The organism is Flammeovirga pacifica, assembly GCF_000807855.2.
GTDB lineage: Bacteria > Bacteroidota > Bacteroidia > Cytophagales > Flammeovirgaceae > Flammeovirga > Flammeovirga pacifica.
This window is the reverse complement of the sequence record NZ_JRYR02000002.1, coordinates 1,586,759-1,600,183: the sequence shown is the minus strand read 5'-3', so window position 1 is coordinate 1,600,183 and position 13,425 is coordinate 1,586,759. Positions and strand designations below refer to the sequence as shown.

Genomic DNA, 13,425 nt, shown 5'->3' with positions numbered 1-13,425 from the left:
CTCAGGTTAATATATCAATGGAATATTCATTTCTACTTGAACATCTTGTCTCATATAACTGATAGAGGGTTGTGGCTATTTCATGTACTTGTTACATCACCACTTGATCCAAATTACCCTTTATTTTACCTGCTTTTAATTTGCCATTTTCATCAATAACTAATGATAAAATATAATCTCACTTACTATTCGTTATTCACGCTTTGCTGATATAAATCCATTCTAACTCTAAATATCAAGTATAAAAAAAGCGGACTTCCGTTTCCGAAAGCCCGCTTAAATTATAGAGAGAGCAGCTTATTTTTTTACTGAAATTCTTTCTTTCAAATCAACTCCTTCACCTACCACTCTCAATAAGTAAATCCCTGTATTTAGAGAACTTACATTAAATTGATGTGTATATCTAAAGTCAATTTTTGTATTGAAAATCTCCTGACCGTTTATGTTGTAAAGAGCTACAACATACGTACCGTTTGATAGTCCTGTTAAGTTGACTACCTCCGATGATGGGTTAGGATAGATATTCATTTTTGGCTGAGCTACTTCTGCAGCTAATGTTCTCATAGATGAAGAACCTGTTGTTAAAGTTACTTTATCTAAGTTCCATTGCCAATTATTACTACCTGTTGCTACAAACTTCACAGTGTGTGTACCTACTGATAATGTGGCTGTTCCTGATCCAGTCAATGCTGTATATGCATCCCACTGTCCATTATTCGGAACATCATCTGTTGATACCGTTACACCGTCTATTTGAACTTGAATTTGAGCATTATTCTCTGGAGTAGAAACCATATATTCAATATCATATGTACCTGCTGTAGTTACATTAATTGTATATTCTGATTCATCACCTGAGTTCACCCAGTTAATACCGATACCATCTACCTTATTCACTCCTAACGGAACAAAACCATCGTTAAATGTACCTGTAGTCGATTCAAAATCTTCTGCTTCGATCACTAATTGAGCATACCCACCTTCATCGATGGTATTTACTGTAACTGATGCTGATGCTTGGAATCCACCATCATTAGTTGTTACTGTAATCGTTGCTGTACCTGAAGCAACTGCATACACTAAACCGTCAGTTACTGTTGCTACAGAAGCATCAGAAGTTGACCAAGTTACAGCTTGATCTGTTGCATCTAGAGGTAAAACTGTCGCTGTTAACTGAGTAGTATAATCAGGATCTAAATTGATTGTTGAAGCGTCTAGGTTGACTCCTGTTACATCAACAATTACTGGGCCTCCGTTATCTACAGGAGTTAATACTACTTTATCTAAGTTCCATTGCCAGTTATTTGATCCAACTGCCTGAATTCTAACAGTATGAGATCCACTTAATGTAACTTGATGCAGAGACCTTAATGCAGCGTAGTTATCCCAACTTCCATTATTGTTCACGTTATCTGTTCCTACTGAAACTCCGTCAACTAACATTTCAATTGCCGTATTATTTTCTGGAGTAGAGATAAAGTAATCAATGTTAAAAGTACCTGTTAGGTTCACATTATATTCAACATAATCACCTGAGTTCACCCAGTTAATACCGATACCGTCTACCTTATTTACTCCTAACGGAACAAAACCATCGTTAAATGTACCTCCAGTTGTCACAAAAGTTTCTGCTTCAATTGTGTGAGGATCACCTGATCCGCCGCCATTGTTACCACTTGTTACCGTTACTGAAGTTGTTGCAGTGAAAGATCCGTCTACAGTAGTTACAATAACATCTGTCGAACCTACACCAACTGCTACTACAACACCATTGTTATCTACAGTTGCCACAGCAGCATTATTTGATGACCAAACTACTGCTTTATTCGATGCGTTATTTGGTAATACCGTAGCTACTAATGCACTAGTTCCTCCTGTAATTAGGTTAACTGATGTTGTATTTACCGTCACACCTGTTACAGAAATTACTTGAGTACTTACATTTACATTGGTAGATGCTGTATAAGTTCCTACTACTGAAGTTACCGTAATTACAGCATCTCCTTCTCTTACTGCAGTCACTAAACCATTATTATCTACCGTTGCAATTGATGCATCTGATGTAGACCAAACTACAGATTTGTTTGTCGCGTTTGCTGGCTGAACACTTGCGATCAATTGTGCAGTACCATTTTCACTTAATTGCACCTCTGTAAGGTTTAAACTAACGCCTGTTACAGGAACATCAGGAATACCTTCTACAATTACATCTTGCGTTGCAGTAAAGCTCAATGCTTGTGCTGTAATTGTTGCGGTACCAACACCTACACCTGTTACCTTACCGTTATTATCTACCGTTGCAATATTTGTATTACTTGATGACCAAGTTACATTTTCAGGACAAGCAGATGTTGGTAATAATTGAGCAACAAACGTTACATCATCACCTTGTGTGACCGTAGTGTTTGACGCATTAATTTGAACTCCTGTTAGAGCATCACAAACAATTTCTCCTTGGAAAGCCAATTGGAAATAATCTAAGTTCCAGTTCCATTGAGATGAACCTGCAGCTACTACACCAATGGTAACATTACCTTCTGGCAAGATCACATTACTTTCTAAAGTAACTGGAGCAAATGCGTCCCATTCATTTTTTGGTACTTGTTTCGTTCCTTTGCTTTCACCATTGACATACATTTCAATGACACCATCTGTCTCGCCAGTACCTGCATAGAACGATACTCTATATTCACCTGCTTTAGGTACATATACTTGATATTCTACATAATCGCCTGACTGAACGTTATTGATTGCTTTACCTTTTGACGCTGAAGCCAATTCATAAATAGCAATTTCACCTGTTGGCCCTCCCATTCCTGTGAATGCTTCTGCTTCTATTGATAAAGTTGTACCTACATTACCTGCACTTGTTGCCACAACGCTTGCACTTGAAGCTGATGTTGCTGTTAAAGTAAATGTTCCTGTTGCTCCTCCTGCAGTAATTAAACCGTTATTATCTACCGTTACTAAAGAGTTACTTGATGACCAATTGATGTCTGTTTCTGTTGTCCATACCGGATCAAATACTGGATTGATTTGTAATTGTCCGTTAGGGAAAACTGTAATATCTGATGGAATAGTAATCGTTGTTGGTTGAACTACCACTTGAGATTTTACTTGCACTGTTACTTCAGCAACTAAACCACCGTCTTGAGTTGTACCTCTAATTACTGTAGAACCTAAAGCTAAACCTGTTACTGTTCCTTCCGCATTTACTGAGGCTACTCCTTGATTAGAAGAAGTCCAAAGTACCGTTTTATTGTATGCATTTTCAGGAAGTACCTCTGCTGTTACTGGTAATGTTTGACCAATTTCCACTTCACGTAACCAATCTGTTATTGCGATGCTTGAAGGACGGATTTGATCTAACATGTTCAATGATGAAGTACATTGTGTGACCACCTGACCACCATTTAAAGCAGTAGCTCTAAGTGTATATTGACCCACTGATGGTACAGAATTCAAGTTTACTTCTACTGAAACAGTTTCTTTACCTTTTACATCTGCCGACGTTGTACCTGTACCTAAAACTGTGCTACCGCTTAGTAATTCAACAACTACATCTCTAGCACCAATTAAATTTACATTTACATCAAAGTTATAAGTTGTATTACCTGTTACTTCTTGAGGTAGTGATTCACAATAAATTGTTTCTTCACCTACAATACCCACATTTACTGTAGTAGACGCAGTATATACCGTACCATTATCATTTATTGTTGCTGTAATCACAGCAGACTCACCAATAGCAATACCGTTTACTTTTCCTGTTGATGCATCGACGGTCACTGCTTCTTCATTAGAACTAGACCAAACCACATCTTGGTTCGTTGCGTCTTCTGGAAGAATAGTTAATGTTACTGGCGTCGTCACATAGAAATCAACATTCATAGAAGCCCCTTCAACAATAGAAATACTTGATACAGGAGTTGCTGAAAAAGGAATAGCAGCAATTGAATGTGTTGCTACATGTGAACCATCTTCTGAAGTAGCCGTAATTGTAGCAGAACCATTTGTAGCTACTGCTTCAATAACACCTAAATCACTTACTTTAATCACATCAGTATCACTTGATGTCCAAGTTAAGTTTTTGTTCGTTGCATTTGCTGGAGAGAAATCAGCTGTTAAACCGACTGTCTTACCATACATTAATTCTTGCGTTCCATCGATAGAAATACCTTGTACAGCTACTGCATCTGTTGCCCCTCTACCAGGCGCTTTAGAGTAATCCCAAACTTGAATTTGAACAGTTGCATACTCTACTTGATTGTTTGCTTTACAAGTAATCACGTTAGATGCTTGAAGGTATTCTGCAGGGAAAGGAATTTCTAAAACACCTAACCATTTGTTGTGTCCTTCATTCTCCGTATCACCTCTTACGTTACCATCATAATTTACCACATTTCCATTGATTGTAATTTCTGGAACACCTACATGAGAGGAGAAGAAATCACCAGAAATTCTGATTTGTGCTTCAAAAGCTCCTGATGGAACTGTTACATTATTTACGTTGGCTGTTAACACACCATCGCCTATACCTTTATGGATTTTATCACCACCGGTTGGAGTTGACCCCGTACCAAGCTTTTCACCCATAAATTTGTATTCTTTATTTGTTTGGTCTAATACAAGTGCGTTATCAAATACATACTCCAATACCATCGTTGCATCGCCATCCAAAACCACTTTACCAGGTGCTGTACCTAAAGTTTCTCTTGTAATAGTCGGTACACCAAATGCACCCTGTCCTAAATCAAGGAATAAGTGTTTTGTATTTACTTCCGTTACTTTTGCGGCATAATCATCAAAGAAATTAAGATTTACAGCCGTTTGAGTTCCTAGTAAGTTGTTTAGAATCAAGTACATTTTGTTGCCATCAACATAGGCATCAACTTGTACATCTTTGTTGTCTGATTTAGTATCTACACGAGTACCTTTTACGTCGCTCCAAAGCTCGAAGAAACGAATAAAACCAGTCCATTCGTAGTCACCATCACCGTCTAAATCGTCTAACATCTTATACGGATAACGGCTAGTAATATCACCATTTGCATTCACATGGTCACCCCAGTGTGCTTTTGTTGGTGTAAATGGCATCGATAAGATAATGTGTGAAGGACGCTCTAAAAATTGCATCAACATTGAGTTGAAAGGCTTTAAGTTCTCCCAGTCTCTTCTGTGTGGATCTGCATCCGGCATGTTATGGATATAATGACCTGATACGGCACCATATTCTGACAAAACAATATCTTTTCTTTTTCCGAACTTATGATTGTCATACCACTCTAAGATATCAAACATAGCTTCTGTATGACCACCTCTTCTTAAGTGTGAAGAAGGTGTTTCCCATGATGGCCAATCGTAAATATGCACAGCATAATAATCCATGTTATCACCACAGTGATCGATGAATCCTTGCCACATTACATCCCATTGGTACCAATCATTTTGTCTGTATTGTGCGTATTGATCAGTGACTGCTTCTGCAGGTACACCCCATGATATCGCTAATTCTGCAGAGTAACGGCTTGTCCAATCTAACATATGGAAATCGTGCATACCCCATGTTAAACCACCAACTTTAGGAGCACGAGCACCTAATTTTTCTTTCACCTTTTCTGCCACAAGGTTATGGTATTTCCATACATCATCAAGGTTAGTCCAACACATATGACCTGTCATCATTAACATGTCAATCTCGTTCACTACCTCCCAATACGTAGGCATAGGCTCTCCAGATTGTCCTGGATTATCTTTAAAGTAGTTATCAAGATATTGCACTACCCATTCTGCAGAAGTCTCCACATCTTTTGGTTGCCATCCTGTCCATGTAATACCGTCGTCATGCCAGCTTAATGTAGGATAAGTGGAGTGAGGGTTAGTACCCATAATCATTGGGCCTTTGTATTCCCACTGATGCGCTAAATACTCTTTATCATAAAGTCTTTTTAGACGATCTGCTTCACCAACCATCCAATCTAAATCTGGCTTATTTGCTCTGTTAGGATCCTCTGGAGTATTGTTAAACTTCCATGTAGCAGAACCGTTATCACGGCCAAAGTACACATCTAAGTCGTTAATCAAATACTCTCTTTTGTCTTCCTCTCCTATCCAATCGGCATCCGTTGGAGTGGAGTGAATAATCATGTGACGCTCACGCCCGAAGTCTGAAACACCGTCCACAGAGTGCACGATATTTAAGTTAACATCTACGTCTACATCCTGCGCTTCTACCGTATAGGTACATGCAAGCAAGGCAAGTAAAGCGAGATGCTTCTTACACTTGGTAAAATAGTTCATAGTAAAATTCATTTCATTTTTAGTATTGACCACCATCAAAAAATAAGATAGATAGCACAATACAAATTGTTTCAAAATAGATAACTCTGATAGCATAGCTGTCACTATCAGTTTAAATTCTTTTCATTTAAAAATTTGACCTCCGTTGTGTCAAAATAAAAGTGTTACGCCTTGAGTCAAAGCAATTTTTCTTACATAAGAAGTGCTTTAGCCGGCTGCACTTCTAATGATAGAGTTTGTAAATAAACGCTTGTAATATGTTGGTTTCACGATAACTTAATTAAAAGTAGCTCACATCACAAGCGTCTTATCTACATGAGCTAATTTGAGTACTATGGTGATTGTTGTCAATTCGGTTAACTAGACAAAAACTGTATTGTACGTATTTTGAACACTTAAAAGCACCTGATGTATCTAACAATTTTGAATATTTACATAGATTAGAACTAGACGTTACTGAAAAAAAAGGGGCTTCATACCACTTATCGTAAACATTTGTTAATAACAGACTAATTAAATACTAAACAGAAATGATTTTCAACTTTTAAAAAAAATTCTTGAATGTCGAGAATATTTTTTTGAGAAATCCATAATTTAGAATTTGATGTCTAGTTGCTAAAAGTTGATTTTTGGACTTTGTTTAGACATTGTTAGTTTAAAAATAACTAAAAGCCCCTTTAAAATAGAGACTTTCATCCCTGTTTCACTAATTTTTTGATGTACCATCCTTTCATCAAAAGGATACTAATTACTTAGAATCTGTCATCAATTTTTGAATTACCTGAAGTTGTAGTTTTAATTCTTCAAGTTTTTCTTCATTCTCATTCGCTTTTTGAATCGTAGCCTTCAGCTGTTTATTTTCTTCTGATAACTGCTCTACCTTTTGATTTAGCTCTTTAATTGCTTCTATTAAAACGGCTACTGTTTGTGCATAATGTACTGACTTAAAGCCTTTTTTATCTTCAACTACTAATTCTGGATAGACCTGTTCTACTTCTTGTGCTATTAAACCAATCTGTTTATCCTCTTTAAATGCTTTTTTAGGGAACTCCTTCGTTTTATAATTATAAGTAACGCCATTCAATAACATCACTTTATCTAAGGCTCCTTCTAATTCTTTAATGTTTTCTTTATATCTCAGATCAGAATCAATAAGAGAGAAATCAGAATAGTGATTTAAAACTAACTCTCCTCCATCTTCAGACTTAAGTACCAATTGTGCGTACTCCCCCCCTTCATGACCTTTAATCACTTTCAATTCGCCTAGATTACCGTAATCGTTTTTACCTACTTTAAAAGAGGAACTATTGATAAATGTATTATATCCTCTCTCGGTATCATTGATATAGAAATTCTGAGGGTTGATCACTACTGTTCGATCTTCATTCCCATCCTTTAGGTACAAATTACCCATTTCTATATCTTTATACGTAATAATTTCTGCTGTAAATAACTGATTATTATCAAAGTAATCTGTGGCGTTTAAATGAAATTGAGGAAAGTTGTTGTCTGCATCCTTTGTATTGATACCTGCTACAGCTCCATTTTTTGATGTATGCCAAAAACCATAAGCTTCAATTCTAGAGTTTTGTATGTTATCACTATTGATAAAATGTCCAACACCAAACTCAATATTATTGCCTTCTTCTTGATATTCGTAGGTTTCTATAGCAACTAAAGGAGTATTACTCATTTCATAACCTTCCAGATGTAAAAAGGGCAGACTTTTCTTTTCCCACACTTTAAAACCTGTACCAACCCAGCCTCCTTGATCACCATAAAGAGACAATAAGCCACCTGTTTTTCCTTCCACACCAAAAGGAGCTAACCATGCTTTTCGATCTCCTAAGCTATCGTATAAATACAACTGTCCATGTTTATTGGCATTTACCTGAAGATCCACTTTCTGTAAGCCATCTTCCGAAAACATTTGTAATCTATTTTTTTGATTATTTCGCGTGTAACTCCCCGAATAAGATTTACTTTCCCCTTCTTGCTGAGGCAATTGAATCGTTATCGTCTCTAATGCAATACCGTCTACGGTTACATATAGTTTTGCTTCTCTATTGGCATCAAAGAAATGTCTATTTAATGGGTTTTCCTCACCTAACACCACTAAAAACTCACCATTTTTTACCTGTACATCTTTATGATACTCAGACCAGATACTTCCAATTTCGAAGTAAAAATTCTTTTTTGCGGTTACTTTTTTTCCTTTTACCATCATATGGCCCTTGTACTCAATTACCTGAGCATTCATTTGATATGATAATAGGAATAGGAATAGAAATATTAGTTTTTTGTTCATTATTAAATTGTTGTAGAGAATGTCATCTCTCGCTGTTAGTGCAAATATCTTATTAAAATACAAAGAAAAGTCTGTAGTTGGTGTTAATATGTGATTTAAATATCTTTCTGATAAATTACAACATCCAATACTTTACCGAATTTCTCTCCTACTTGTCTCAAATGTGCCGACTTTTCATATCCGTTTTTCTCAAATAATCGGATACTTCCCTTGTTATCACCGGAGATTACCGCCAACAATACTTTGATCATTCCTCCTTGTTTTGCTTCATTTTCTAAATAAGCAATCGCTTGTTCGCCAATACCTCTCCCCCACGCTTCTTTTTTGAGATAAACCGTTAACTCTGCAGTTCTATTATAGGCTTCCCTTGGTTTAAAAGCACCTAAGTACATATATCCAACCGTCACTTCATTTTCTATGATTAAATAAGAAGGGTAGTTCTGATTATTTATAGGTAAAAAGGTAGATAAATCTTTTTCTGTCACTTCATCTAAATGAAACGTAGCTGTCGAATGTTTCACGAAATAGTTATAAATCTCTTTTACCTCTGTTAGGTCTTCTTCTCTTAATGTCTTAAAGACGATACCGTTCATAGTTACTATTTTGTTGAAGTCTTAAATACTTCTTGCAGGTTTACTTTAATTTTTTCCATCTGTAATTTAGCTTTTTCCTCTTGTTGAGTCAAAACTGCGGGAGCTATTCTTCCATATTTTTCTTTGGTTTTCATCATCTCATTGAGATTATCCCAGTAAATCGCATATTGATTTATATATTTTTTCACTTGATCAAGGTGCTCTTCTTTTATTTCTTGTACATCATTTTGTATGATATAATTTATTTTTTCAACATCTGATAATTGATTAAAATTGAAAAACATTTCTTCTGACATATGTGTCACAGGTTGCGAAAGCTCTACTTTTCTTCGTCTATTAATTATTACTTTTAATAGGACAATACTAAGCACAATACACACAATAATTACCCAATGAAGAATTGAATTTTGAGCCTCTTGTTGGTCACTTAACAACACCAATAGTCTTTGCATTATTTTAAAAATTATTCTTTTTTATTTGAGACAATCCGACAAACACCAATCTTTATTTTTTTTTCTAAATATTGAAGGTAACTACTCTCTTCTTTATAAACTATAAAAGTCTTCTCAATTTCTTAAGATGACTTTACAAATACTGATATATGATTTTTTTGGATGAGTGATAGTTTGGTTAGTTGATTAGGTTGACTACTGAAAATAAAGGGTTGATTATTTCGAATAACAACATGATAAAAAATAATAAAACACTATAAATCAGATAATTACATGTGTATCATTTTCTTAAATTGATTGATATTGAAAGAAAAGCACTCATTTTATTCAAAAGTTCTTTATTCTTACATCCCAACCATTTATTTGAAATAAAAGTTTTCAAATAAAAAAGGTAATCTAAAAATTGATTACCCTAACATCTGTATCACTGTACCTTCTTTATGCAAAGTATTGTGACTTTACTTAGTTGTCCCCCTAGCGTCCGTTAAAGGTAGTTTAAATTCTAACTCTTTCTCACTTACCTTTTTCATTCTAAACCCAGCTTGCTCTAACAATCTTCTCCATATCTTTTGATCAGTAAAAGATAAGTCGGCAAAAACAGCTGGAACATCTGCTTTTAAGGGTTCAAAATCAGCTTCTAAGATTGGATAAATAACGTATCTCCTATATTCTAATTTAAGACGCCCCTTATATTCTTCTATTTGAAAACTATTCTGTTGGAAATAATTCACCATACCCGAACCTTTAATTTGTATAATAATTGGCTGCATAGGTATGTTATTTTCCACCATTTTGGCAAATACTTCTTCTTTTTCTTTTTGTTTTCTACGCTCAGTCACCTCTGCTCTTCCTTTTTCTGACTGTTTTACTTTTGCATACTTAATACTGCCAGATTTTAACCACTTCACCGTTTTGGGCTTATGGTAATCTGCAAACTTCGATTTTTGATGAGCACAAGAAACCGACAGTAGCAATAAAATCATAGAATAAAGCAGTTTTTTCATTATTTACAGTAATTATATGCAGTATATTTTACGGATCTTATTTATTCAAGACTGAAAAATTTTCGTTAATAACTGCAAAATTATAAGGCTATACAAGTATTGTGCACATTGTTATTAATTAAAAAGAGATTTATTAGGTTTCATTGACAATAATTCAATTTCCAATCCTCTATATTCGTTGTGGGTAAAGAATCATAGATATTAAGTATCTATAAAAACATTGACTCCCCTTCTTTGATATTCAATGAAGGGGTTTTTTTTATGAAAAAAAAATTCACCCCATTTCTCATAAGTTAGAATTTGATGTATTTCCAAAAATTCTACATTTTCTCTTCGTTATTCATTTCTATTACATCATGTAATGAATCGCTCTTCAAAAATCTTTTATTTCAAATAATAGTGGTGACATTCTCATTCTTTTGAGATAAACTAATGAATCATCACTCTAAAATCTGTATGAAAAAATTATTTACCTTATTGCTGTTACTATGTATTTCATTTATTTCTCAAGCTCAATTGGTTATTGTTGTTCAAGCAGTGGCTTCATCAGTAAAAGCCCCCAATGCTCTTGATAATGTCATTTTTTATCATGAAGGCGATTCCTCTATACTTCCTATTCGCAAAGTGAAAAAAAAGGATCAAATTCAAAATGTCGATAGTATTAAAGTACAGACCGTATACGCTTTAGAAAAAGTACAAAAAGTATATGGCAGTTCCATCTCTATTTCTGATCTTTCAGAAGATGCTTTATTCTATGCACATACTAAAAAATATAGAAATGCACGTATGTCAAGTTTATTTGCTGCTTCTGCCTGGACGCTATGCTTGGTTAATCCTTATTTTCTTATTGTGGCTCCTTTACCTACAATTCAAGCCTTTAAAAGAGACAAAAGTGTTGATAAAGCTTATGTTATGAATGGTAAAGAATGGCATCAGTTCAAAAAAGAATACAAACAATATAGAAAACAATATAAAGGAAAAGACACCCCACCTGCAGTAAATGAATCTACCCAAAACACATCCGACACCTTATATACAAAAAATAATAATATTCTATAAACATTAACAATATTATGTTTATATATTGATCATTTGTTTATATATTTGTCAAAAGAATGATATTTAAAAGATACATTCAATTCTTTTCCCCAAGGATCCATATTACTTGAAGACATATTGTTAGTATTTAGATCTTGAAAAAATGAATGATTTTGACATTACCTCAGAAGAGGAGTTTGAGCAGTTTGACGTAGACAGAGGTATTAATAAAGGGTTTACAGAAGAATATTTTAATGCGAGTGGCTTTCCAAGCCCTGCACAAGAATATGCTAAAAGTGATATATCTGCAGATGATATTATTAATAGAGGGTATAACACGTTCTTTTGTAAAATGGAAAGGACGATTATAGAATGGCGATTCTATGAAGGAGATTTCATTGTGGTTTCCAAAGGTACAGATCTTGTACCACACGATTTCTTTATTGGTTGGTACCGTAATGAATTTAGAGTACTACGGATGGGACATGGAGGCTTTTGGGTATCTCCTCAAAAATTCTCCAAAGAAACGGTGAAGGTATGGGGTAAAGTAACCCATGCAATTGTTTCTTATGGTAAAAAAATGTTGTAAAAATTAAGTTACTTATTCTATAGCTGTTGCTCTATGACAACAAAGTATAGAATAAGTAACCCATTATAGTCTTAGCTTTTTCTTCCAAGAAAAACATTCACACCTTTGGCTTGAGGATTCCCAGAAATTCTTCTCCAGCTTACAATTTGCCCTACGTGTGTTAAAGCATCAGCAATTTGTCCGTTTAATAAATACCAAAAAGGAAAGCTTTGTGCCGACCCCATGTAGTTATAACTCTCAAGGTCTTCATCAGGCATTGCTCTTAAACGATCGCTTAAATCTTTGTAGAGTAATAATATTTCTTCTCTTAAAGTTGTATATGTTGTCAGCTCCTTTTTCTTGATAGACCCTCCTAATACAGAATTTGCCGCATGAGCTAAGTTATAGATATGCCCCAATAACTCTAATGTATTTCTGCTATCTTTTTCAGGTCGAAATTCCAAGTCTTCTTTTCTAAGTCCATCAGTGGCCCAATAAAATCTAAAGCCAAGACCATCCACCATTCTACTTATAATATTAGTACTATTGATTTCCTCTGGTAATGGAGGAATAGACTGATAAGGTAAATTTGCCATTTGAATTTTTTAATTGATATGCTACGAAAATAGTTCTTTAATATAGTATTGTATAATTAAAACACCCCCAATAATGTAACTATCACATAATCAATATTATAATAATTATATAATTGAATTATTAACACCATTTTCTATGAAACCATAAAAAATACAAGTAATTTGTGAAACTGAAGTAAAAGATGTCTTCAGACGTAATAGTTTTCATCATCTTATCACACCCCAATAAAATTAATCTCCAACTCATATGGAAATTACAGTTAATGAAAAAACCTATGTATTGATGTTTGATCATCAATCTGAGTTAATTGCTAACAGACAATATCTAGCATCAACAAATGGTAAAATCTACTCACGATTAAGCACATTTACATACGATATTGGCGAGGCATTACCTGAAGGAGGTAAGATTGATCAAATAATTGCTTTCGATCAAATGAATAAAGAAGTTGAAGCACAAATTGAAAGCAAACCGAAGAGAAGAAGAAAAAAGACTGAGGCTTAAATATGAAACATTCCATTTAAATGGAATGTTTTTTTTTACTTGAAATACGAAATAAGTTCAG

At 34.6% G+C, this 13,425-nt stretch carries 9 protein-coding genes; 3 read left to right on the top strand and 6 right to left on the bottom strand.

What is annotated here, in order from left to right; translation table 11 throughout:
* Positions 1-297: 297 nt before the first annotated feature.
* The 5 genes from NH26_RS24595 to NH26_RS24575 form a co-directional block, all read right to left on the bottom strand.
* Entirely contained in the window at positions 298-6,300 is a 6,003-nt protein-coding gene (locus NH26_RS24595) for an Ig-like domain-containing protein (protein ID WP_158022036.1), read from the bottom strand.
* Between the two features lie 748 nt (positions 6,301-7,048).
* A complete protein-coding gene (locus tag NH26_RS24590) occupies positions 7,049-8,608 on the bottom strand; it encodes a tail fiber domain-containing protein (protein ID WP_084812379.1) in 1,560 nt (519 codons plus the stop codon).
* Positions 8,609-8,703: 95 nt separating this feature from the next.
* Positions 8,704-9,201 (bottom strand): GNAT family N-acetyltransferase, encoded by a 498-nt coding sequence (locus NH26_RS24585; RefSeq protein ID WP_044217393.1) that lies wholly within the window; start codon positions 9,199-9,201, stop codon positions 8,704-8,706.
* A 5-nt stretch (positions 9,202-9,206) separates the two neighbouring features.
* Positions 9,207-9,653 (bottom strand): hypothetical protein, encoded by a 447-nt coding sequence (locus tag NH26_RS24580; protein WP_044217391.1) that lies wholly within the window; start codon positions 9,651-9,653, stop codon positions 9,207-9,209.
* A gap of 458 nt (positions 9,654-10,111) precedes the next feature.
* Complete coding sequence (locus NH26_RS24575) at positions 10,112-10,657, bottom strand: hypothetical protein (RefSeq protein WP_044217389.1); 546 nt, start codon at positions 10,655-10,657, stop codon at positions 10,112-10,114.
* A gap of 456 nt (positions 10,658-11,113) precedes the next feature.
* On the opposite strand from NH26_RS24575, the gene NH26_RS24570 reads away from it, so the two are divergent.
* The gene (locus tag NH26_RS24570) at positions 11,114-11,716 is read left to right on the top strand and encodes a hypothetical protein (RefSeq protein ID WP_044217386.1); all 603 of its coding nucleotides are present in this window, start codon (positions 11,114-11,116) and stop codon (positions 11,714-11,716) included.
* Positions 11,717-11,858: 142 nt separating this feature from the next.
* Entirely contained in the window at positions 11,859-12,284 is a 426-nt protein-coding gene (locus NH26_RS24565) for a LexA family protein (protein ID WP_044217385.1), read from the top strand.
* 71 nt (positions 12,285-12,355) lie between these two features.
* On the opposite strand, the gene NH26_RS24560 is transcribed toward NH26_RS24565, so the two are convergent.
* Positions 12,356-12,859 (bottom strand): DinB family protein, encoded by a 504-nt coding sequence (locus NH26_RS24560; RefSeq protein WP_052431725.1) that lies wholly within the window; start codon positions 12,857-12,859, stop codon positions 12,356-12,358.
* Positions 12,860-13,106: 247 nt separating this feature from the next.
* On the opposite strand from NH26_RS24560, the gene NH26_RS24555 reads away from it, so the two are divergent.
* Complete coding sequence (locus NH26_RS24555) at positions 13,107-13,364, top strand: hypothetical protein (protein ID WP_044217380.1); 258 nt, start codon at positions 13,107-13,109, stop codon at positions 13,362-13,364.
* Positions 13,365-13,425 lie beyond the last annotated feature (61 nt).

Excerpts from the sequence above, each read along its gene's own strand:
- NH26_RS24585 (WP_044217393.1), bottom strand. The coding sequence starts at position 9,201 with ATGAACGGTATCGTCTTTAAGACATTAAGAGAAGAAGACCTAACAGAG.
- NH26_RS24580 (WP_044217391.1), bottom strand. The coding sequence starts at position 9,653 with ATGCAAAGACTATTGGTGTTGTTAAGTGACCAACAAGAGGCTCAAAAT.
- NH26_RS24590 (WP_084812379.1), bottom strand. The coding sequence starts at position 8,608 with ATGAACAAAAAACTAATATTTCTATTCCTATTCCTATTATCATATCAA.
- NH26_RS24565 (WP_044217385.1), top strand. The coding sequence starts at position 11,859 with ATGAATGATTTTGACATTACCTCAGAAGAGGAGTTTGAGCAGTTTGAC.
- NH26_RS24560 (WP_052431725.1), bottom strand. The coding sequence starts at position 12,859 with ATGGCAAATTTACCTTATCAGTCTATTCCTCCATTACCAGAGGAAATC.
- NH26_RS24555 (WP_044217380.1), top strand. The coding sequence starts at position 13,107 with ATGGAAATTACAGTTAATGAAAAAACCTATGTATTGATGTTTGATCAT.
- NH26_RS24595 (WP_158022036.1), bottom strand. The coding sequence starts at position 6,300 with ATGAACTATTTTACCAAGTGTAAGAAGCATCTCGCTTTACTTGCCTTG.
- NH26_RS24575 (WP_044217389.1), bottom strand. The coding sequence starts at position 10,657 with ATGAAAAAACTGCTTTATTCTATGATTTTATTGCTACTGTCGGTTTCT.
- NH26_RS24570 (WP_044217386.1), top strand. The coding sequence starts at position 11,114 with ATGAAAAAATTATTTACCTTATTGCTGTTACTATGTATTTCATTTATT.